Annotated in this window: 14 protein-coding genes; 7 read left to right on the plus strand and 7 right to left on the minus strand. The window is 39.8% G+C overall.

Annotated elements, in window-relative coordinates:
- Positions 1-57: 57 nt before the first annotated feature.
- Together ribH and HCG69_RS06255 are read right to left on the minus strand one after the other, a co-directional pair.
- Positions 58-552, minus strand: a complete 495-nt coding sequence (gene ribH, locus HCG69_RS06250) for a 6,7-dimethyl-8-ribityllumazine synthase (protein ID WP_002559422.1) — start codon at positions 550-552, stop codon at positions 58-60.
- A 92-nt stretch (positions 553-644) separates the two neighbouring features.
- Positions 645-1,328: a tetratricopeptide repeat protein gene (locus tag HCG69_RS06255; RefSeq protein WP_221649334.1), complete on the minus strand. Its 684-nt coding sequence runs from the start codon at positions 1,326-1,328 to the stop codon at positions 645-647.
- Between the two features lie 161 nt (positions 1,329-1,489).
- Here HCG69_RS06255 and HCG69_RS06260 point away from each other — a divergent pair, with 161 nt between their 5' ends.
- A complete protein-coding gene (locus HCG69_RS06260) occupies positions 1,490-2,602 on the plus strand; it encodes a DNA replication/repair protein RecF (RefSeq protein WP_221649335.1) in 1,113 nt (370 codons plus the stop codon).
- The gene (locus HCG69_RS06265; RefSeq protein ID WP_002559425.1) at positions 2,599-2,889 is read left to right on the plus strand and encodes a DUF721 domain-containing protein; all 291 of its coding nucleotides are present in this window, start codon (positions 2,599-2,601) and stop codon (positions 2,887-2,889) included. Before HCG69_RS06260 ends, HCG69_RS06265 begins: the two co-directional genes overlap by 4 nt.
- Before the next feature lie 567 nt (positions 2,890-3,456).
- Here the strand turns inward: HCG69_RS06265 and HCG69_RS06270 are convergent.
- A complete protein-coding gene (locus tag HCG69_RS06270) occupies positions 3,457-6,786 on the minus strand; it encodes a beta-N-acetylglucosaminidase domain-containing protein (RefSeq protein ID WP_221649336.1) in 3,330 nt (1,109 codons plus the stop codon).
- Positions 6,787-7,002: 216 nt separating this feature from the next.
- On the opposite strand from HCG69_RS06270, the gene HCG69_RS06275 reads away from it, so the two are divergent.
- The 3 genes from HCG69_RS06275 (at position 7,003) to HCG69_RS06285 (ending at position 12,655) form a co-directional block, all read left to right on the plus strand.
- Positions 7,003-9,189, plus strand: a complete 2,187-nt coding sequence (locus tag HCG69_RS06275) for a DNA topoisomerase 3 (protein WP_221649337.1) — start codon at positions 7,003-7,005, stop codon at positions 9,187-9,189.
- 139 nt (positions 9,190-9,328) lie between these two features.
- Positions 9,329-11,302 (plus strand): OmpA family protein, encoded by a 1,974-nt coding sequence (locus tag HCG69_RS06280; RefSeq protein WP_221649338.1) that lies wholly within the window; start codon positions 9,329-9,331, stop codon positions 11,300-11,302.
- A 318-nt stretch (positions 11,303-11,620) separates the two neighbouring features.
- Positions 11,621-12,655, plus strand: coding sequence for a linear amide C-N hydrolase (locus HCG69_RS06285; RefSeq protein ID WP_221649346.1), 1,035 nt, complete (start codon positions 11,621-11,623; stop codon positions 12,653-12,655).
- 82 nt (positions 12,656-12,737) lie between these two features.
- On the opposite strand, the gene HCG69_RS06290 is transcribed toward HCG69_RS06285, so the two are convergent.
- The 3 genes from HCG69_RS06290 to HCG69_RS06300 form a co-directional block, all read right to left on the minus strand.
- Positions 12,738-14,099: a dipeptidase gene (locus tag HCG69_RS06290; protein WP_007484232.1), complete on the minus strand. Its 1,362-nt coding sequence runs from the start codon at positions 14,097-14,099 to the stop codon at positions 12,738-12,740.
- A 146-nt stretch (positions 14,100-14,245) separates the two neighbouring features.
- Positions 14,246-15,322 carry a chorismate synthase gene (aroC, locus tag HCG69_RS06295; RefSeq protein ID WP_002559432.1) on the minus strand — a complete coding sequence of 359 codons (1,077 nt, stop codon included), beginning with the start codon at positions 15,320-15,322 and terminating at the stop codon, positions 14,246-14,248.
- A gap of 75 nt (positions 15,323-15,397) precedes the next feature.
- Entirely contained in the window at positions 15,398-16,255 is an 858-nt protein-coding gene (locus tag HCG69_RS06300; RefSeq protein ID WP_221649339.1) for an AraC family transcriptional regulator, read from the minus strand.
- A gap of 262 nt (positions 16,256-16,517) precedes the next feature.
- On the opposite strand from HCG69_RS06300, the gene HCG69_RS06305 reads away from it, so the two are divergent.
- Complete coding sequence (locus HCG69_RS06305) at positions 16,518-20,222, plus strand: MBG domain-containing protein (RefSeq protein ID WP_221649340.1); 3,705 nt, start codon at positions 16,518-16,520, stop codon at positions 20,220-20,222.
- A gap of 107 nt (positions 20,223-20,329) precedes the next feature.
- Here the strand turns inward: HCG69_RS06305 and HCG69_RS06310 are convergent, their stop codons facing one another.
- Positions 20,330-21,187: an AraC family transcriptional regulator gene (locus HCG69_RS06310; RefSeq protein ID WP_221649341.1), complete on the minus strand. Its 858-nt coding sequence runs from the start codon at positions 21,185-21,187 to the stop codon at positions 20,330-20,332.
- A 286-nt stretch (positions 21,188-21,473) separates the two neighbouring features.
- Between HCG69_RS06310 and HCG69_RS06315 the strand changes: the two genes are divergently transcribed.
- Entirely contained in the window at positions 21,474-24,203 is a 2,730-nt protein-coding gene (locus HCG69_RS06315; RefSeq protein ID WP_025866520.1) for an MBG domain-containing protein, read from the plus strand.
- Positions 24,204-24,628: the final 425 nt, after the last annotated feature.

A 24,628-nucleotide genomic window follows, 5' to 3' on the forward strand; every position in this document is an offset into this window, starting at 1 on the left:
GCACCTTTTACTTTCACTTAAGCAGGTTTGTTTCTCAATTGCGGTGCAAAGATACAACTATTTATTTAAACTCCAAACAAAATCGATCATTTTTATTGCAGTAATTGCACATTCATCTCCTTTATTACCCAGCTTACCACCGGCTCTATCTTCTGCTTGCTCCATTGTATTGGTAGTAATAAGTCCGTAAATAACTGGTATATCGCCTGTTGCATTTAATTGGGCAACTCCTTGTGTTACTCCCATACAAACATAATCAAAATGTGGGGTATCTCCTTTTATTACGCAACCGATTATTATAATTGCATCCACGTCGCAATTTTCCATCATCTGGTTAGCTCCGAAAGTAAGTTCAAAACTTCCGGGTACTGTCTTTACCAGAATATTTTCAGTTTTTGCACCATGTTTCTTTAATGTATTTACTGCACCATCCAACAATGCACCTGTAATTTTATCGTTCCATTCAGAAACAACAATACCAAATTTCATCTCTTCTGCATTAGGAACAGAATTGAAATCATAGTCTGATAAATTGTGATAAGCTGTAGCCATAATCATTATAAGTTAAAAATAAAGAGTGAAAAGCTACTGCGCTACAAGGCTACAGAGTACTTTTCACTCTTCACTATTGGTTGATACTTTATTTACTTTTTCAGCAATTTAGCCTGCTCGATATATTTATCGATATCCATTGCTTGATAAGACTGGAAGTATTTATCCTTAATGGTTGTATATGCTTTGATCGCTTCTTCTGCTTTTCCCTGTTTTACCAGGATTTCTCCGGCTTGCAACAAGTAGATAGGACTCAATGTGTTGCTATCTGCTTTGTCGGCAGCTTTCAATAAAGAAGAAACTGCTTTGTCAAGCTGATCCAGTTGTGCGTAGCAATTACCGGCAGCAGCAAGAACAGCAGGACCCACCATTTGATCTGTTCCGTCAAAATCATTCAGATATTTAATTGCCTCATCATATTTGCCCATATGTGCATAGCAGATACCTGCATAGGCTTTAGCCAGGTTGGCAGCTTTGGTTCCGCTGAAATCACTGGCAACTTTCAGAAAACCGGTGTAACCGATACTGTCACCATTTAATGCTTGCTCGAAATTATCCTGTTCAAACAGTTCTTGACCTTTGAAAAGAGCAGCTTGTGCTTTCTCTTCACGAGGTTCGGCATAAAGGTGTTTGTACATGATGAAACCTGCTACGATAATAATCACGGCAACAACTCCGCCGATGATTGCTTTTTTGTTTTTGATAAGAAATGCTTCCGACTGTGTCAGTGCATCTTCCACATTCATTTGTTCATTGTGGTGCTTTTGTTCTGCCATTTTTATATGATTCTTTTTTGTTATTATTCTGACTTTGATATTTCGACTCGCAAAAGTAGTTTTTTTATATCTACAAACGAAATTTAGAGGCATCTTTTTTTGTTTTACACCCTAAAACCACGAAAATCTTTCTACTTTTGTAACCAACTTAATGTGTAAACATGATACTGAAACGTATATCCATACTGAATTATAAGAATCTGGAGCAGGTAGAACTGAATTTCTCTGCTAAGCTGAATTGCTTTTTCGGACAAAACGGAATGGGGAAAACAAACCTGCTGGATGCTGTTTATTTTCTTTCTTTCTGTAAGAGTGCCGGCAATCCGATTGATTCGCAAAACATACGGCATGAACAGGACTTTTTCGTAATACAGGGATTTTATGAGGCACCGGATGGTACGCCTGAAGAGATTTACTGTGGTATGAAGCGCCGTGCTAAAAAGCAGTTTAAACGTAATAAAAAGGAATATAGCCGTTTGTCCGATCATATTGGTTTTTTGCCTTTGGTGATGGTTTCACCTGCTGATTCGGAACTTATTGCGGGAGGGAGTGATGAACGTCGTCGTTTTATGGATGTGGTTATCTCTCAATATGATAAGGAATATCTGGAAGCATTGATCCGTTATAATAAAGCATTGGCACAACGTAACACACTATTGAAAAGCGAACTTCCGGTAGAAGAGGAATTGTTTCTGGTGTGGGAAGAGATGATGGCGCAGGCAGGTGAGGTAGTGTATCGCAAGCGGGAAGAGTTTATCCGGGAGTTTATCCCGATTTTCCAGTCTTTTTATTCTTATATTTCACAGGATAAGGAGAAGGTAGGATTGTCATACGATTCTCATGCGCGTGATGCCTCTTTGCTGGAAGTATTGAAAGAGAGTCGGGTACGTGATCGGATTATGGGATATTCTTTGCGTGGCATTCATAAAGATGAACTTAATATGTTATTGGGAGATTTTCCTATAAAAAGAGAAGGCTCTCAGGGACAGAACAAAACGTATCTTGTGGCATTGAAGCTGGCGCAGTTTGATTTTTTGAAACGTACCGGTAGCACTGTTCCTTTGTTGCTGCTGGATGATATCTTTGATAAGCTGGATGCATCACGCGTAGAGCAGATTGTAAAATTGGTGGCAGGAGACAGTTTTGGACAAATATTTATAACGGATACGAACCGGGAACATTTGGATCGCATATTATATAAAGTAGGCAGTGATTATAAAATGTTCCGGGTAGAGCAAGGTGAAATCAGTGAAATGAAAGACAGGGAAGTATGAAAAGGAATAATGCCGAGCCAATCGGAAAACTGATTCAGCAGTTTCTCCGCCAGGAAAGTCTGGAGTCTCCTCTGAATGAACAACGGTTATTGGATGCCTGGCCACAGATATTGGGGCCGGCAATCGCTTCTTATACAAAAGAGTTATACATTCGTAATCAAATACTTTATGTACATCTTACCTCTGCTGCACTCCGTCAGGAATTGATGATGGGACGTGAATTATTAGTCCGTAATCTGAATCAAAAGGTGGGAGCTACGGTGATTACAAATATTATATTCAGATGAAAATACCTGACTGAAAACGATAAATTAACAGTGTGTATCTTTTCTAAGCAGTACTTCAAATTTAGTTCATACTATGTGACAGCGTTTTATTGAAACGCAAATGATCGCAGATTTTCGCAGATTAAATGGCTGTACTATATTTGAGCGATGATATGCTTTGCGTGAATTTGCGCTCATCTGCGTTTCTATAAACCATTGCCTGGCGTACCTCCCCGTGCGGGAAGCACATCACCGCTCGGTGTTGTACTTTGGCTTTCTCAGGAAGGAACGTTCCTTTCCCTGGTGAGCAGCCTTGTTTTACATGTACATGTTTCACTGCTCCACATGTGCATGTCGTACTGTCCCACATGTGCATGTCGTACTGCTTTACATGTACATCTAAAACAATGTTACACACCGAGGCTTCCTACGATACTCTATAAGACAGGACTTTATTGATACGGTGTAAGAGCCTGATGGTAACAGCAGAGGTTATTAAGCTCAATGCTGATTGGGTTAAAATAGAATTTCAACTACTGATTCGCATAAAGACTATATCTTTGATAAAAGTTTATCAATAAAAGTGCTTTATCGTGCTACTTTGGCTGTTACCGTCTCATTATTATTGAGATATACGTTTACTATCAAAACCTGTTTTTCATGTATAGGAATTTCTATGGAGTTCTGATTTACGCTTATATCTTTTATTTTTTGTCCTGATAGATCTGTAATAATGATCCTTTTTATTAATATCCGGGATGCTATCCGTACATGATTTCCTTCAATGAAAATTGAAGCATTTGCAGAACCTGTTTCAGAAAGGATACCGGTAGGAGGGGATGCTTCTTCCACATACGGTTCTCCGACAGGCATTATTTCATAAAGAACCGGTATATTGTCTTTATTCCAACTAATCTTTAGTTGCAAGATATTCTTCAAATCGGAGACTGGAACGGAAGTACAGGGAGCATCCAGTTCTCCTTTGGCAATCCATTTTCCATTGGCATATATCATTATGGTAGGCTTAGTGCTTGCGGACGTGAACATGCTGTTATGAAAGATTTGAATTTCATCTATCGCAAGGTTCTCAATAAAACGATAGATAATATGCCCTTCTCCTTTGCCTTTATAACCCGACGAAAGGCTACGGTCGTCCAGTAAAGCCACCAGATTTCCTTCATTGTCTTCCGCGACAGGAGTGATACGGGCACCTGTCACTTCAAATTCTGCTAATTGAAACCAGTCTCCTCCTCCCACAGATTGCAGATACAAGCGAACGTATCTGGCAAACCGGCCATTGGCATTACAAGTATATATCTTATCTGAAATATCCGAAGAAGTGAATGCTTTTATAGTTGTCCAACTCTGTGCATCATCAGAGATCTGAATCTGTGCTTCTCCTGTAGGCGTATCTCCTTCGGTAAAATGCAGGGTGATCTGATAACGGGCTGCGGACGAACCAAAGTCCAGTTGGATATATTCACCTGCCTTTTGTGCCTTATCACTCCAGAATTTTGTGGAGTAATTTCCGTCTATTACATTCTTTATATTGTATGTTTGGTAAGTTCCCATATTCGTTGTTACGTTTATAGGAACTGAACTTTCTGAGGCTGGCATTCTGAATGAGATTTCATTTATTGGAATAGCATGTGTGGATTTACTTTTGTTTTTGATGCGGAAATAAGCCATTTCCTGAGCAATGCTATGGTCCGGTATAAAAGTACTCCACTCTTTTCCATTCATAGAATACTCTGTAGATAGCGTACTTGTAAGATTTGTGGGCAGAAACTCGACTGCCACTTCTTTGATTGCATTAAAATAGATGCCTACGTATTCTTCCGGTTTTAATGTAACAGTGTTCAGACCGGATAATCTTGTCATGTCATTCGTTTCAATGGATACCCCCGATAAATTGTAGATATTGGTGATAATTTCCATCTCGCGTGATCTGTCCGGAAGTCGCGGAGCATAATCCTTTATTTTATCAGCCAGGAAATCTACAAACGGGTCCAGATATTTGGGAGTTGGCTGAACCTCTTTAAACACCTCGTATGTGCTGGTACCTTTACCTTCAAACACACTCAACAGAAAGGCAGAATCAGTGTGTATCTTTTGTGCTTTTGCCTGAATCTCAGCAAAGTCTGTCCATGCAGAAAGCCCTGCATCGTTCTTCATAAAACTGATTGACTTGACAACAATATCTGTCATTGATTCCACCTTGGCAAGCCAACTTTTTATATCTTCATAAAACAGGTTATACTCCTGGTTTTCACTCTCTTTTAATGATGCTAATAATTTGCAGGCAGCATTCGCTTTTTTCATCTCATTTATTAGTTCCGTAGCGTCAGGTACATTGCCTTTGGAATAAGATGATTGGAAAGCTGTATAAAGAGGTGCGAACTTTTCGCCTTCCGGTGTTCGCGTATCATGAGTGGTATATGCGCTTACTATATTAATAAAGGTTTTAAGTACATCTCGTAGTTCCGGTTCTTTCACTATAGAAGCAAGTGAAGCTTCCCAATTATCGGATCCGTTGAACTTTGAAGGATTCCATGAGTAATCTGCTGCACCGAATAAGGCTATTTTAGAAGCTTGTCCCTGATTCATGGGGTTTAATATCAGTCCTTGCAGAGAAGAGACCGGGCTTTTATCCTCTATACTCCAGCGTGCAGTGAGTCCGTGCATATAAAGAAATTCGTCATAATCATCGTTTACCGGATTGTTCCACCACATGACCGGGTTGCGTCCTATCAGATCTGCCATCCGATCGCAAGCACTGCCCCGGATATTAGAAAAACAGTCGTAACCAGTGAAGGCTACCACCACATCTTTATGTATGTTTTTGAAGGCCGAAAGTGTTCCGGTACCGTAATTCAATGCATATTGGGTGGGAACAAATAATAAAGGCCCCACTTTGTCGTCTTCAGTGACTCCGGTTTTGTTGAACTTCTCATATAGTTTTGTCTGAGTCTTATCTGCCAATTCCGATTGATTGTACGGATGGCCGCTCATGTCATCGATAGATACACCGAAGTGTCGTATTCCTAACTTATACAAAGCATCAAATTTGTGTATAATGTCTTCGATTCCAGGATCTAAATTACTGAAATTTATACCTCCACCTTCCAATGCCGGATGAATAGACCATACGAAATCCACATTGCAGGCTTTGGCTTTGGCAGCCAGTCTGCGTAAATCATCTTGTGTGACCAATCCCATATAGCGTTGCTGATCTGTCAGGGTTAATGGATAGTCTTCCCGCCACTTTCCTGCATGATAAGGATCTGCTTTAGGACCATAGACAAACATATTCATTTTATATCGTTTGCAGTAATCCAACAGGCTGAGTCTGCTTTCCACGCTATATGGATGTCCGTAGAAACCCTCAACAATACCCCGGTATTGAGTGTGGGCATAATCCTCAAAAGTGGCGGCTGATAAGTGGTTGTTATCGGCTTGTTCCAGTATTTGTTCCAATGTGGCCAAACCATAATAGGCTGATCCGTTATTATCACCCAGAATGAGTATATCGCCTTTACTATGGTTCTTATTTATCTGCAACAGATAAGGATCGAATTTATTGGATGTAACGTTGAAAACATCTTCAGAGAGTGAATGGGTAGATGCATAATTGTCGGCAGTTTCTTTAGAACCGTTGATTCCTATAAGAATATTTGTTTTATCATCAGTAAGTACATCACTGATCGTAAAATTGATTCCGGCATTAGTCAGAACCTCTTGAATACGATTACTGATAATTTCATTTATTCCGGATTCCTTAATAAGATTTACTTCCCGGGTCATTTCTATACTATTGCCATTCATGGTTGTTTTTTGTGGGATAGGATAGATGCTATACGTTTGTGACCTGAGTGTAACACAACACAATAATAGAGTGAATAAAAGGATATTCTTCATGGTACGGGTGGTTTTTAAGAAAAGGTTGTCTTTAATAATAGACGGTTGGAGAATAAGTAAAGCTACTCCTCGTCTTTTAGTAAAGCAGATAAGATAAAGATGTCCCTAGTAAAAAATAAATTTTTTCAGTATACACTCTCATCAGACAAAAGTGTACACTCTTTTGGGCTATACCTTAAATTTGTCTACCTTTGCATCACTAAAAAAGATAAAAGGATGATAGTTTGCATTGCCGAAAAGCCCTCAGTGGCACGTGATATAGCTGATATTTTGGGTGCCAGAGAACGGAAAGACGGATACATAGAAGGAAACGGATATCAGGTGACATGGACCTTTGGTCATCTTTGTACACTGAAAGAACCACATGAATATACGCCTAACTGGAAATCATGGAGTCTGGGTAGTCTTCCGATGATTCCACCGCGTTTTGGAATAAAACTGATAAGTAATCCTACCTATGAAAAGCAGTTTCGTACAGTTGAATGGCTGATGCAAAGCGCAGATGAAATCATAAACTGCGGTGATGCCGGACAAGAAGGAGAACTTATTCAGCGCTGGGTGATGCAAAAAGCAGGAGCTCGTTGCCCGGTGAAGCGTCTTTGGATTTCCTCATTGACGGAGGAGGCCATAAAAGAGGGATTTGCTAAATTAAAGGATCAGGCAGAGTTTCAATCGCTCTATGAAGCCGGAATGTCCCGTGCTATAGGTGACTGGCTTTTGGGCATGAATGCTACCCGCCTGTACACGATCAAGTATGGTCAGAACAAGCAAGTATTATCTATAGGACGCGTACAGACACCTACACTGGCACTGATTGTGAATCGGCAATTGGAGATCGAGAACTTCCAGTCTAAACAGTATTGGGAACTGAAAACAACTTATCGGGATACTGTTTTTTCGGCTCTTATCCGGAAAAGTGATGAAGAACTGGCAGCAGAAGAAGAAAAATCAGGAGGGAAAGTAAAGCGGACAGAGAATCCGGGCATTGATCCCATTGCCAATCGCGAAGAGGGGGAAGCTTTGGTCGAACGTATTAAAAATCTGCCTTTCACAGTGACTTCCGTAGTCAAAAAAGATGGTAAAGAGTATGCTCCCCGTCTTTTCGACCTGACCTCGTTGCAGGTAGAATGTAACAAGAAATTCGCTTATTCGGCTGACGAAACATTGAAACTGATTCAATCACTTTATGAGAAGAAAGTGACTACCTATCCGCGTGTAGACACTACTTTTTTGAGTGATGATATTTATCCGAAGTGTCCTAACATTCTAAAAGGGCTTCGTGACTATGAGTTGCTGACCGCTCCTTTGGCTGGTGTTACTTTACCCAAATCTAAGAAGGTGTTTGATAGCTCGAAAGTGACCGATCACCATGCTATTATCCCGACCGGGGTACCTCCACAGAACCTGACGGATATGGAACGCCGGGTGTTCGATCTGATAGCACGTCGGTTTATTGCTGTGTTTTATTCCGATTGTAAAATATCTACTACCACCGTAATGGGTGAAGTAGACGGAATTGAATTTAAGGTAACCGGTAAACAGATTCTGGAACCTGGATGGCGGGTTGTTTTTGCCAAAGATGTGAAAGACCCTACCGAAGAGAAAGAAGGAGAAGAGGAGAATGTACTTCCAGCCTTTGTAAAAGGTGAGAATGGCTCTCATATCCCTGATTTGAATGAGAAATGGACTCAACCCCCTCGTCCTTACACCGAAGCTACTCTGCTTCGTGCCATGGAGACGGCTGGTAAATTGGTAGATAACGACGAACTTCGGGATGCATTGAAAGAGAATGGCATCGGACGTCCGTCTACCCGTGCTGCTATCATTGAGACATTGTTCAAACGTAACTATATCCGTAAAGAAAAGAAGAATCTGATAGCTACGCCTACAGGTGTAGAATTGATACAGATTATTCATGAGGAACTTCTCAAATCGGCTGAACTAACCGGAATCTGGGAGAAGAAACTTCGTGAAATAGAAAAAAAGACTTATGATGCCCGCCAGTTTCTGGAGGAATTAAAACAGATGGTTTCGGAGATTGTGACGAGTGTGCTGTCTGACAATACCAATCGGCGTATTACCATTCAGGAAGCGGTTCAGATAGAGGAGGCGGCTAAAAAGAAAGAGCCAAAGAAAAGAGAACGTAAGCCTGCTGCTCCTAAAGAAAAGAAACCGAAAGCGGTTTCAACTACCGGGGCGTCATCCGTGCAACAACCGTCCGTTGTGTCTACAGATGTTCCTTCAACTCCGGCAGTCACTCCCGGTAATGTTGCAAACAATGATTCTTTGATCGGTCAGCCTTGTCCTCTTTGTGGCAAAGGAACAATAATAAAAGGTAAGACAGCTTACGGATGTTCTGAATGGAAGAATGGATGTGGATATAGGGTAGTGATTAAGGAATAGTGATGAGTGATTAGTGATAAGTGATTAGCGGCGGTGCTATATACCGCATGGTACTAATCACTTATCACTAATCACTTATCACTAATCACTCATCACTAATACAATATTTCTCCCTTTATTCTGTTTATATATAATGTCTATGTACCGTAAACTCATCTATATACTTGCCCTTTTCTTGCTTGCTTCCTGTGGAGCAGGGCGTAGCTTGAAGAAAGCCGAGCAGAGTTATGCCCGTGGCGAATATTTTGATGCAGCTAAATATTATCGGAAAGCTTATGCCGGTACTCCTCCCAAACAACGAAAACTCCGAGGCGAGATCGCTTATAAGATGGCAGGCTGTTATCGTCTGATAAACTATAATGTCCGGGCAAAGGGAGCTTATATGAATGCAATCCGTTATCATTATCCGGATTCAGTTACTTTCTTTTATCTTGCTGAAAGTCAGCGTAAGAATGGAGAGTATAAACCTGCTGTTTCTTCTTATGAAACTTATCTTCAATATCAGCCCAATGACACATTGGCGTTGAACGGACTTTTTTCTTGCCAACAGGCACAAGAGTGGAAAGAGCATCCTACGCGGCACATCGTAAAGCGGGAACCCATCTTTTTCTCCCGGCGTAGTGACTATTCTCCCATGTATGCGGGTGAAGATGCCGATGTTGTCTATTTTACTTCTACCCGAAACGAAGCAAAGGGAAATGATTTGAATGGAATCACCGGCATGAAAAGCGCAGATATATTCTATTCTAAACGGGATGAAAAAAAGAACTGGCAGAAGCCGGAACCGTTGGAATCAGAAGTAAACAGTGAATTTGAAGACGGTGCCTGCTCCTTCTCTGCGGATGGTAAAACCATGTATCTTACTCGTTGCCGCACATCGCCAGAGGCACCGGTATATGCTGAGATATATGCCTCTTCACGAACCGGAGCCAATTGGGGAACGCCTACTAAATGTGCCATCCTGAATGATTCGCTTTCTTCTGTGGCCCATCCTGCTATGTCTCCGCAGGGAGATTTTCTTTATTTTGTTTCTGATATGCCGGGAGGATACGGCGGACTCGATTTGTGGCGGATCAATGTAGTTAAGGACGGTTTCGGGTATGTAGACAATCTGGGACCTGATATTAATACAGCGGGTGACGAGATGTTTCCTACATTTGGCCCTAAAGGAGAGTTGTATTTCTCTTCTAATGGTCATCCCGGTATGGGAGGACTTGATATTTTCCGTGCCGATCTGGATTCTGTATCCGGTAGGTGGAAAGTAGAAAATATGCGTTTCCCGGTTAATTCCATGGGAGATGATTTTGGTATGACCTTTGAACCGGGACGTCAGCGGGGCTTTTTCTCTTCCAATCGTGGAGATGCCCGTGGTTGGGATCATATCTATAGTTTTGAGCTCCCTGAAGTTAATCATACCCTCACCGGATGGGTGTATGACAAGGAGGGGGATGCATTGCCCGAAGCAGTAGTAACACTGGTGGGTGACGATGGTACGTATCTGAAAATAGATGTGAAGAAAAACGGTTCGTTTGTCCAACGCCTTAATCCGGGACAACGCTATGTAATGTTAGCTTCTTGCCGTGGATACTTGAATGGTAAACAGGAACTTATCACAGATACTGCTCAGGTAGACCGCAGTTATGAAGTTGAATTTCCATTGGCTTCTATTACCCGCCCGGTACTTATCGAAAATATCTTTTATGAATTTGACCGTGCCGATCTTACTCCTGCATCAGCAACTGCACTTGATGAACTGATTCGTCTGCTGAATGATAATCCGAATGTGACTATTGAATTGGCTGCTCACTGTGATTATAAAGGAAATGATGCTTATAACGAGCGCCTTTCTCAGCGTCGGGCGGAGTCTGTTGTCCGTTATTTAATTAAGGGAGGAATTTCTACAGACCGACTTACTGCGAAAGGATATGGAGAGAGCAAGCCGAAAGTGGTGAATAAATCAGTTATGAAATCGGCTCCTTTCCTTAAAGAAGGTAATGTGCTGACAGAGGAATTCATAAAGACTCTTACTCCGGAGCAGCAGGAAATTTGTAATGCTATCAATCGCCGTACCGAATTCCAGGTATTGCGTACTACCTACGGATTGTATAAATAAACCTGTCTTTTGATAAACCAGTTCTTCTTATTGATTGTTCTTATTGAAGAAGTAGATATAAGATTGAGTTCACCACAGAGGACACAGAGGGCACAGAGTTTTATTTATCTGATGAAACGCAGATTAAAAGGCTGTAGTTCTTTATCATACATTTGTTTCCCTTTGCGAAAATCTGCGTTCATCTGCGTTTCGATAAAGATTTAAAACTCTGTGAAACTCTGTGCTACTCTGTGGTGAAATACCGTACAGAAATAAAGCGACTTTATATCCGGCTTATAACTTTTTAATAAGATAATAATGATGAAAGTAACAAAGAAAATGGTTGCCTTGACGGCACTTGTTGCTGCGTTCTCAATAGGAATGCAGAAGTCCGAAGCTTGTACCCGTGCTGTATATATCGGTCCGGAAAATATGGTTGTGACCGGGCGAACAATGGATTGGAAGGAGGATATAATGTCCAATCTTTATCTGTTTCCTCGTGGCATTAAGCGGGTGAGCTATGATAGGGGAGAGGCTTTGAATTGGACCTCCAAATATGGAAGCATCGTTGCCTCTGCCTATGATATGGGTGCCTGTGATGGAATGAATGAGAAGGGGCTTGTAGCCAGCTTGTTATTTTTGCCGGAATCTAACTACATTCGCCCGAATGATACCCGTCCGGTAATGGGAATTGCCATCTGGACACAATATATACTTGATAACTTTGCTACCGTACGTGAAGCTGTGGAAGAGTTAAAGAAAGAAACCTTCCGTATTGATGCACCTAATCTGCCCAATGGCTCAGCTTCTACTTTGCATATGGCTATTACGGATGAAACCGGAAATAGTGCTGTGTTGGAATATATTGATGGGAATCTTATCATTCACGAAGGTAAAGAATATCAGGTGATGACGAATTCTCCACGTTATGATCTTCAGTTAGCTGTCAATGATTACTGGAAAGAAGTGGGAGGGCTGCAGATGTTACCCGGTACAAATCGTTCGAGTGATCGTTTTGTACGTGCCTCATTCTACGTACATGCCATTCCTCAAACAGCTGATCCGAAAATTGCCGTTCCCAGTGTATTAAGCATAATGAGAAATGTATCTGTTCCTTTTGGTATTTCTACCCCGGATAAACCTCATATTTCTTCTACCCGCTGGCGTTCTGTATCCGATCAGAAAGATAAAGTATATTACTTTGAATCAACCTTGACTCCCAATCTTTTCTGGGTAGACTTGAAGAAAGTAGATTTTAGTCCGAAAGCAAGTGTGAAGAAATTGTCATTGACCAATGGAGAGATTTATGCAGGAGATGCTTATAAAGATTTCCAGAATGGTAAGTCATTTACCTTCCTGTTCAGATTGCCGTGAGAAATAGTGATTAACGGGGTAGTGATAAGTGATTAATGGCTGCGCCATACTCCGCATGGTACTAATCACTTATCACTAATCACTATTTCCCATATTCCTTATAAAACTCCACCACTGCTTCAATACCTTTTCTAAAGATATCCAGTGAGAAGTTTTCATTGGGAGAATGAATAGCGTCCGATTCCAGTCCGAATCCCATCAGTACTGTTTTGATGCCAAGCACTTGTTCAAATGTAGAGATAATGGGGATACTTCCTCCGCGGCGTACTGCAAGTGGTTTTTTCCCAAATGCGATTTCAAATCCTTTTTCGGCAGCTTTATAAGCAGGGAGAGAGATGGGACATACGTATCCCTGTCCGCCATGCATGGGGGTTACTTTCACCTGAACAGTATCCGGAGCGGTAGCACGGATGTAATTGGCAAATAGTTCTGATATTTTATGATGATCCTGGTGTGGAACCAGTCGGCAGGATACTTTGGCAAATGCTTTTGAAGGAAGAACAGTTTTTGAACCTTCGCCAGTATAACCTCCCCATATACCACAAACATCGAATGAAGGACGACAACTGTTGCGTTCCAACGTGCTGTATCCTTTTTCGCCGGATAATTCTTTTACGCCGATAGCTGCTTTATATTTTTCTTCATCAAATGGAATATGTGCAATCATTTCCCGTTCGGCTTGAGGTACCTCTTCCACATCATCATAGAAACCTGGGATTGTGATACGTCCGTCGGCATCTATTACTTTACTGATCATGCCACAAAGTACATTGACAGGGTTGGCTACCGCACCCCCAAAGTGTCCGGAATGGAGGTCACGATTGGGGCCTGTCACCTCTATTTCCCAGTAAGCAAGGCCTCTTAATCCGGTAGTAAGTGAAGGCAGATCAGCTCCTAACATGCTGGTGTCGGATACCAATATGACGTCTGCTTTCAATAGCTCCTTATGCTCTTCACAGAATGCTTCAAGGCTTGGTGAACCAATCTCTTCTTCTCCTTCAAAAATGAATTTTACATTCGTTTTCAATAACTCATTTTTGACCAGATACTCGAAGGCTTTCACCTGAATGAATGCTTGTCCTTTATCATCGTCTGCACCTCGTGCCCAAATGTGACCGTCACGTATTTCCGGTTCAAAGGGAGCACTCTTCCAAAGTTCCAATGGCTCAGCAGGCATTACGTCGTAGTGCGCATACACAAGTACTGTTTTGGCATTCGGATCTACAATTTTTTGTCCGAACACCATTGGATTTCCTTTTGAAGGCATAACGATAGCTTCGTCTGCTCCGGCTTCCAGCAATAGCTGACTCCAGCGTTGTGCACAGGCCAACATATCATCATGATGTTCCGGCAAAGCGCTGATACTTGGGATACGGATGAGGCTGAACAAATCTTCCATCATTTTCGATTCATTAGCCGCAATATAGTCTTTAATATAACTCATAATGAATAAGAAGTTAGAATTTAGTAGTTAGTAGATAGAATAAGAAGTTGGAATTTAGTAGTTAGTAGATAGAATCTATGCAGCATGTAAGTGTTGATATGCCCGAAAGGATTCCAGCTACTGACTACTAACTGCTGACTGCTAAACTATAGCTGTGTCATTCTATCCAGTAAATAATAGTCGAGTATTGTCATAGCAGCCATTGCTTCTACGATAGGTACTGCACGGGGCAATACACAAGGATCATGGCGTCCGCGTGCCTTTAAAGTAGTATCGATACCGTCTATATTCACGGTTTCCTGCTGCATCAATACTGTAGCTACCGGTTTGAACGCAACGCGGAAGAAGATATCCTGTCCGTTACTGATACCACCCTGGATACCTCCCGAATGGTTCGTACGTGTCTCAATACGTCCGTTGTTATTGTAAAACACATCATTCTGTTCCGAACCTTTTTGCTTTAGGCCTTTAAATCCATCACCGTATTCAAAAGCTTTGGCAGCATTGATACTCAGCATGGCGTTTCCAAGTGCAGCATGTAGCTTTCCGAATACCGGTTGTCCCAATCCGATGGGACAGCCCTTGATTACACAAGTCAATACTCCGCCAATGGTATCCCCTTCTCCCTTTATCTTGTATATAAGGTCTTGCATCTCTTTTGCCTTTTCCGGGTCAGGACAACGTACGGGATTACTTTCAATCAGATCCAGATCATAATCAGTATAATTTCCTTCCAGCTTGATGGGGCCCACTTGTGATGTATAAGCTGTGATATGAATGCCCAATTGCTTTAATGCTAATTTAGCTAATGCACCTGCAACAACACGTGAAATAGTTTCTCGTGCAGAAGATCGTCCGCCACCACGATGATCGCGAATGCCATATTTTACTTTATAAGTATAATCGGCATGCGATGGACGATATACATACTCCAAATTATTGTAATCGTTGGAATGCTGATTCTGATTCCATACAATAAATCCGATAGGGCAACCGGTAGATTTCCCTTCGAAGATCCCTGAAAGAAACTCTACTTTATCTTCTTCTTTGCGTGAGGTGGTAATGGCCGATTGTCCCGGACGACGACGACTGAGTTCTTTTTGGACGAACTCTTCGTCAATCCTGATACCTGCCGGAAAGCCGTCAATAACGCCTCCGATGCCTTTCCCGTGAGATTCTCCAAAGCTGGTGAGTCTGAATATGTTTCCGAATGAATTGAACATGATGTTGTGTAATTTAAGAGATTGTATATTGCAAATATAACAATTTATCTAACACTATAGTTGATAACTTTACTTTTATTTATCGCTGTTTCGATATTGTTGAGGGCTCATACCGGTAAGGCGCTTAAAATATTTTCCAAAGAAAGACACATTAGGGAAGTTCAGGGAGTCTGAAATTTCATGTATGGGTATATTGGTTGATTTTAGTTGTGCTTTGGCATCTACTATTACAACCTCTGATATAATATCCATGACAGTCTTTCCGGTAACATGTTTTACAGTGTTACTCAGATGAGTAGGTGTTATATTCATCTGCTTTGCATAATATAAGATATTTCTTTCTGTGGTATAATGTTGAATTACCAGATGACTGAATGTTTTACATATCTCTTCGCTTCTACTTAATGCTGTTTCACTCCGTATGGGACGTTCGTGATACATATCGCTCAGTCTGTATAGAATTGAAAGAAGCATACACTTCAATATTTCGGGGTTGTAAGGAGAATGTTCTTTATAATATATTTTCATCATGAGTGTGAAAAATTCCTCATAAATGCAGGCGAATTCCTTTGGTAACGATAGTATCGGATGGTTTTTGGTTATATAGATAAGGTCAATAATTGATTTTGTTTTGCTTATTCCTTCAATAAATTTGGAAGAGAATACCATGAAATAAAGCTTTAATTTGCCTTCAATCTTATTTATCTGGATGATGCTTCCCGGAGAAAGTGTGATAAAATCATTTTCCCGGATAGTATAATCTGTTAAGTTGATGGTAGCTTCCAGACTTCCTCCCATACAAAGCACAAAAATTTCAGCTTTAAGCCGGCAAGGATATTGGGTATAAAGACTCAATATACTATTATCTATGTCTGTATTATTCCCAATTACGAAGTCTTCGGTTATATCTATTTTGGGCAATATCTTTTCCATAATTATTTAATTTGTTTAATGTGCGCTCAAATATAGAAATAATTTATGAATAGGTACAGGTATTTAAGTTATAGAACATGAAAAAAGGATATATTTATTGTATTTGTGTAATATATAGAGAGGTAAATAAAAGAATTAAGTAATGGGACATAAATTAGAAGGAATAGACCTTGTAGGGATATTCAGAAATACCGTATTTTGCAATGTTTTTTTTGAGATAAAAATGGAATTGAAACAGTTAATTTAAAAAACAAAAAAAAGAATGAAGAGAACAATTACTGCATGTATTTGTGCATTGGTGTTTGGTGGATCTGTTATGGCACAGAACTATCAGATTCCAAATTCTGATTTTGAAGCCAATTGGACTAAGAATGAGAAAAAAAATAGGCTTGGAAAGGTTATGTATACAGAAATGACACCTGATTTTTGGCATTCATTTTATGATGCTAAGGGCGATGTTGTTGGTGCCGCTTTTGTGCTTGCAGATCAAACAGGTAAACTGGATCAGATTGCTGGGAGAGATGGAGTAGGATATGCAGCCCAAATTATTGGTAGAAAGAATTTTATAGGTACTATTTCTAATGGTAATCTTACTACTGGTATTGTAAATATGGGGTCTACTACGGCATCAGATAAAAGTAATTATAATTATTCAGAAATGGATAATGAGAACGGGCATTGTAAGTTTGCTGGTATGCCAGATTCTGTAAAGGTCTGGTTGAAGTTTGAGTCCAAAGATACATCTAAAGGAAATGCTTCTGTTAGTATGATATTACACACGGGTACAGAATATAAGGATCCTTCGACTATTATGGGTGAAGATGCTGAGAAAGCTGCTCGCATTGCCAAAGCGTATTCTGAAATTGTTCCTAATGTTGAGTGGACTCAGTACACAATACCTTTTGAATATAATGATAATGACTTATATAAAACATATACAGATCAGAAGTATATGTTAACCTCTTTTTCTACCAATAAGACTCCTGGAGTGGGTACAGCCGGTGATGCTTTAAGTGTAGATGATATTCAAATGATTTATAACTCCAAGCTTGAATCAATTACCATTAATGGAGTGGCTTTGGCCGGTTTTGATAAAAATACATATACCTATGGAATTCGGGGCGAAGTACCTGCTATAAGTGACATCGTAGCTGTATCTGATGGTAAGGGAGCTAAAGTAGAAATTCAAGCAAATGGTAACAATATTAATATTATTGTTACTGGTAATGATGGTGGAGAGAACCAGCATACTTATATATTGAAATTTGCTCCTACCGGAGAAGTTATGAAGGGTCCGCAAATTAAGGGTGATTTCGAAGCTTGGGAAGATTGTATTGCATGGGATGCTGTTGGTGCTTACGGTCCTGATTGGGCCACTGTAGGAAAGCAACCGCAAGGCTGGACGGCTTCAAACGTTTCTCAGATGGGAATGACCAAAGAGTTTGTGACAATCGATGCCGCAGGACATATGGGTTCTGCCCCTAAGATTACAAACGAGTTTGTTGGTATACCAGGTTTCTTGGGAGCCAATGCTCCTGCTTTTATTACTTTAGGAAATACATGGGTATTTCCTGATGTGCAAGGAATGATGGCGAGTCTGAATCCTGAAGCTTATCCTGATGCAAAAGATTTGAGTGATGGAGGGGTTACAGGTGGCATTTCTTTTACTAATAGACTAGATTCGCTTACTGTATATTATAAACGTGCTTTAGGAACCGAAAACCCTAATGAATCAGCTAAGATTTTGATTTATTTGTGGAAAGGTACTTTTAAATCTAAGGTTATTGCTGGACATGTACTAAAGGAAGATCAGACAGGTTTTGAGGAGCCAACTTATAAAGAGGTTGTTGATCAGGATAGAGCTGTTTTGGGAAAAGGAGGTGCTGAAATATTAGGGGGTAGTAATGGAGTGTTGATCGGAAGTGCAGAATATACGATTGAAGGTGCTCAAAGCGAATGGGTTCGTCTTTCTATTCCTATTACTTATATTACGGAAGATATTCCGGAAAAAATGAATATTGTATTTTCGGGGTGCAACTATTGGATTCGTTCGGAAATTGGTGCTGGCAATACTCTGTGGGTAGATGATGCTGCTTTGGTGTATAATGCTCAATTGAAGGATATCACTGTTGGCGGAACTTCGATCACAGGGTTTAAGTCTGATGTGTATAATTACGTACTGCCTTATGCTGAAGCTTCTAAGGGATTTGAGGTATTATCTTGGGGCAAGGATGCAGAAGTATCAATTGTTGAAAAAGAGAAAACAGCCACAAAGGTTGTAAAGGAAATTACAGTAACGGACAATACTACAAAGGATGTTACGAAAACATATGTTTATACAGTTACTTTCCAGGGAGCTCAGGCTATTATCGGTCTTCCAACAGAGGTTTCGCATGAATATGTATATGGAGATGAGGCATTGTTAAACTTTACTTCTAACAATCCGGCAGAGATGAGTTATGAAATTTCAGATGAAAGCGTTTTAAAATATGATAGTGATACCAAGAAGTTTAAAATGATTGGGGTAGGTAGTGCAACGATTGTGGCTAAGCAGGTTGCTGATGCAAACTTTGCTCCCGCTACTTCGGAACCTTTTAATGTAACTATTTCTAAAGCAAAACTCACAGTGTCGTTTAAAGAAGGAACAGCTTGGTGTCGTCGTGGACAATATGCTACATGGTATGCGGATCCGGCAGAGAGGCTGAAAAGAAATAGCTGTGATGCCGAATTCTCTATAAAGGGTTTAAAAAACGGGGATGATTTGAGCGCTGCTTTGGGTGATCGTAATATCAGTGTGAGTGCACCTACCGGAAAAGCTGAAGTGGTAGGGGGATATCGTGCTGCAACGTTGAAACTAACGGGATCTGGTGGAAATACAACCGCTCATTATGACATGGAATTTCTATCGGACCAGAAGATGCTAATCAAAAAAACATTGGTGAAAGTAGCTGCAAAATATGCAGGTAAGTTTATATGGGCCAGTTCCGGAGCAAAGGAAATAGTAATTCCTGTAGGTGAAGATGCAAGCTGTATTCGTCCTTATTTCTCAGGATTCTTATCAGGTGAAAATGCGACTATTGTTGAATCAAATCTGCCAGTTTTCCAATGTCCTGACATTACGAAGAACTCACCGGCGGGTACTACTTCATCATTGACGGTAACTCTGCCTGATGAAAGTACGTTCCCAAATCATGAATTGGTGAGTGATTTGACAGAAGGTGGAATTGTAAAAACAGCTCCTGCACCGAATTTCTCTGTAACAGAGAAGGATTTGAATGCTACTTATGGAGAAAAAAGAAAGCTGACTGTTACAAAAGACGAGGAAGTTGAATATAGTATTGAGAGAACTTATAATTCAACGGCAGTTGATAACGAGGGAACTGTTACGATGACAAAAGCCGGAAAAGAAACGCTTATTCTATATGTAACACCTACGGAAACGTTGGCTGGAAAAGAGCAAATTGTGAATATAGATATAGCAAAAGCTCCATTTACTGTTAAAGCTAAAAACGTAAGTTTACCTTTAGGAGAAGAAACTCCAAAGACATTTGAGCTTGAATTTACGGGGTTTGTCAATGAGGATGATTCGGCCAAAGTCTTTACTACGGCACCATCAGCAGTTCTTGGAACAGAAATTCCGTCAGATGTAAAAGTAGGTGATGAGTTTTCAATTGTTGTTGATCCGGGTAAATCGGATAATTACGATTTAGTGGCAGTAAATGGTATTCTTACAATTGCTACTAATGTAGGTATTACTACTAATTCTCTGTCTGATGTTCGTGTATATAGTAAGAACGGGGCTATTTGTGTAATTAATAATGTAGCTACTGATATAGTTGAAGTATATACAACTCAGGGAGTGCAGGTGTATAAAGGGACAGATAACGTGATTACTGCAAATATCGAAAAGGGAACCATGTATGTAGTACGTATCGGCTCTTATGTGGCTAAATTGATTGCAGAGTAATTAAGTTGATCAATATCATTTGTTTATAACAACAGAGAGTAAAGTTAACTTTACTCTCTGTTGTTATTTATAAACCGTATGTATTTGTTCTTTTGGGGATATAGTCTCTATTTATCGCTGTTTCGGTACTGCTGAGGACTCATTCCTGTGAGTCGTTTGAAATACTTCCCAAAGAAAGATACATTCGGAAAGTTTAATGAATCTGCAATTTCGTGTATAGGTGTATTGGTTGACTTTAGCTGTGCTTGTGCATCAACAATGACCACTTCTGAAATGATATCCATGACGGTCTTCCCTGTGACATGTTTTACGGTATTGCTCAGATGGGAAGGTGTTATGTTTAGTTGTTGTGCATAATATGAAATATTTCTTTCCTGTGTGTAGTGTTGAATTACCAGATTTCCAAATGCTTTACATATATCTTCACTTCTGTTTAAACTGCTTTCGTTCCGAACAGGGCGTTCATGATACATATCACTCAGCCTGTATAGAATAGATAACAACATACATTTTAGTATCTCCGGGTTATAAGGGGACCGCTTCTTATAATATACTTTCATCATGAGTAGAAAGAACTCTTCATAAATATTGGCAAACTCCTGAGGCAGAGATAATACCGGGTGATTTTTAGTTATATAAATAAGGTCAATAATAGCTTTGGTTTTACTTATCCCGTTAATAAAATCGGAAGAAAATACCATGAAATAGAGTTTTAAATCACCTTCTATCTTGTTAATCTGAATGATACTTGCTGGAGAGAGCGTTACGAAATCATGTTTCTTTATGGTATAGTCCGAAAGGTTTATACTGGCTTCAATACTCCCGCCCATGCAAAGTACAAAGACTTCGGCTTTAAGTCGGCATGGATAGCTGGTGTAGAGATTTAGTATATTAGGATCTATATCGGCATTACTACCTATTACAAAATCTTCATTAATATCTATTTTGGGTAACTCTTTTTTCATGTCTATTCTCTTTTTTACAGTCCAAAGATACAAGTATTTTATGAATAGGTATTTTTATTTTAGTTATAGGACATAAAAAAGTGGTAATAGACACCTTTATTTTAGTGATTTATAGGGTAAAATGATAAAATACCTTAGTAATAGGATATAAGATTACAGAAATAGACCTTGACTGAAAACAAAAACGGTTGTTACTTTGCAACGTTTTTATGAATGATGTGAATCAATAGGGGATTTCCGGTTTATGGTTCACGAAAGATTGTATTTATATTAAAAAGAGAAGTGTATGAAGAAATTTATTACTTTAATGATGTGTGTTGTGTTGTACGCAGGAAGTGCGTTGGCACAGCAAATTAAAGGAGATTTTGAAGAGTGGGAAGATTGCTATCCTGCTGAGGGAAAGCTGGTAGGTAAACAACCTGTAGGGTGGACCGCTTCAAATGTATACCAGATTATAGTAGGTAAGGAGTTTGTATTTCCTGATGCAGGCCGTACAGGAACCGGTGCTAAAATTATGAATGATTATGTTGGTATGTTGGGAATAGGTGCTAATGCTCCTGCTTTTGTCACTTTAGGCAAAATGTGGGTTTTTGCTGATATGTCCGGTATGCTGGGGGGGAATGATATGAGTAATGGTGGAGTAAACGGTGGTATTGATTTCACTTATCGTCCGGATTCTCTGACTGTGTATTATAAACGTAAATTAGGAACAGAAAAGCCCAATGAGACAGCTAAGGTATTGGTATACCTGTGGAAGGGAACTTTTAAATCTAAAATAATTAATTCTCATAGTGGTAATGATGTTACCTATGTAGAGGTGGACGATCAGGATCGGGCTATATTAGGAAAGGAAATTATCCCTGCCGAAACAAAAGGTGATGGTGTCTTGATTGCCAGTACTGAATACACCATTACTAAAGAAACTGAAGGAGACGGTTGGGTACGTCTTTCTATTCCGGTCAACTATGTAGAGGGTGAAAACGGAAAATTGGTTCCTGAAAAGATGAATATAGTATTCTCAGGAGGTAACTATTGGGTACGTGCTGATATCGGTAAAGAAAATACATTGTGGGTAGACGATGCTGCACTTGTTTATAATGCTAAATTGAGTTCGGTAACGTTGGGTGGCGAAGAACTTACGGGATTCGATCCGGATAAGTTTGAATATAACCTGGCTTATAACGAGCACAATAAAGCGATTGTAGCTAAAGCCTTTGGTAAAGATGCAGTGGTAACTGAAGCTACAACAAAGGAAGATGCTAATGAAGTAATAAAGACTCTGACTGTGACTTGTGCTGACAATGCTACTTCTGATGTGAATAAGACGTATGTCTATACGTTGACCTTTAAAGGAAGTTATGTGGGCGATATAACCGCTCCTGCTGATATGTCTCAAGTATATGGTGATGGGTTTGAAATACCATTTACATCAACCAATACAGAGGTGCCGTTCACTTATACAATTGGAAGTGACAAAGTGCTGAAGTATGATTCCGAAACGAAGAAATTCTATGCTATTGGTGCAGGTACTACTACTGTAGTGGCACATCAGGAGAAAGAAGGTGCATTACCTGCTGTTTCTGACCCAGTGACGGTGACCATTGAAAAAGCATCATTGACTATGACTTTGAAGGCATGGTGTCAGCGTGGTAAGACGATAAGCTTCAATACTTCTTCGTCAGTAGCTGCCAATGGTACGGACTATGGGGTTGAATTTGAATATGAAGGACTGAAAAATGATGATGGTGAGGGTACGATAGTCGATGTGGTACATAAGATATTTGATACAAAGAATATTTATATATCAAGTGGTGCTGCCGGAAAAGAGGCAACGGATGAGGTTATAGGAAACTATCGTCCCATTGTCTTCTCATTTACCGGTTCAAGTGATCCATTGACAACCGTTTCAACTAATAACTATAATGTAACTTTTGTCAATAATGGTGCCGAAATCCGGAAAACATTCCTGACAGTCTATCCTTATTATGACTTGGATGGTACGAAAGTTAATTTGAACAAGAATGATGCTCAGGGGCTTTTCGTATATGGGTCTGATATTGACTATAGAATTACTTATAGTGGATTTGTATATAAAGAGGATGCTGCTGTGATGGAAGCATTAGGTAATGATACGGTTAATGTAGTATTTGACAAAGCACCTAAAACTGCAGCAGTTGGAGAAGTTGTTCCTCTGACAGTGAAATTCCCTCAAAAGGTATTGGATAATTATGAATTCAAGACTTATACAGGATTGACTGTAAAAGCTTTAAAGGCATATACAGTAGAAAACGCGGAAAAGATAGAGAAAGTATATGGTGATGCTCCTTTTGAAGCTCCTTTTATCGTGAAGAATGATAAGGGTGAATCTGTTGATTATACCATTACTCCTTCAAGTACCAGCCGACTTACTGTGTCTGGTAAAACTTTGACTATTAAATCTGCATATGCATCTACTTATGTAACCATTAAGGTTGCTGCTAATGATGAATATATGGCTCTGTCAAAACGTGTAGACATTCCTATTGCTAAAGCTCCGCTTACAGTTACAGCTAAAGATGTGGCTTTACTTATTGGAAGTCCGGCACCTGAAACCTTTGAGTTGACATACGATGGATTTGTTTACGATGAAGATGTAGCAAAAGCATTTGGTACAAAAGTTCCTGTTGCTGCTCTTGAAAAGGAAATTCCATCTGATGCGAAAGTTGGTGACGAGTTTGCAATTGCTATAACCAAAGGTACAGCTGCCAATTATGAAGTTACTTATGTAAATGGTGTACTGAAGATAACGGCTCCTACCGGAATTGATAACAATTCGCTTTCTGATGTTCGCGTATATAGTGAAAACGGAGCGATTTGTGTAGCTAATAATGAAGCTACTGAAACAATTGAAGTGTATACAACACAAGGTGTGAAGGTTTACGAAGGAACAGATAACGTGATTTCTACTAATATCGATAAAGATGTTATGTATGTGGTACGTGTTGGATCTTATGTAGCTAAAATAGTTGTTAGATAATTGAAATAGCAGCTGGCGCGATAAAAGAGCTGGCTGCTATCTTACTTTGGCACAAGTTATATAGTGTAGTGCGGTGGTTCGAATAAATAAAAGAACTACGCTATTCTATATAACTTGTGTTTTTTGTGTAATACCGTAGTTTTATCTAAAGCAGATAGTGAAAGAAGGGGGCATTCTAATTTCTTCGATATATGAATAGTTGTTCAAAAAGCAATTATAGACATTGATAGGAAGAAAATCCGGAATAGAATATATTTGTTGATTGAATACTTAATGTCTTGTTTTTCAGAGGGCAATAAGCTCCTGCTTTTAGACTTGTAAGAGTGTACATTTATGTTAGTGTTAAATGGTTCTTCTTCAATTTAGTTGAAAAAGACATGTTCCATCACCATCTTAATTCTTAGCAACTCTAATCCTGCCCTTCC

Origin of the sequence: Bacteroides sp. K03, from assembly GCF_019734355.1 — a bacterium.
In the GTDB taxonomy this organism is placed as follows: Bacteria; Bacteroidota; Bacteroidia; order Bacteroidales; family Bacteroidaceae; genus Bacteroides; species Bacteroides nordii.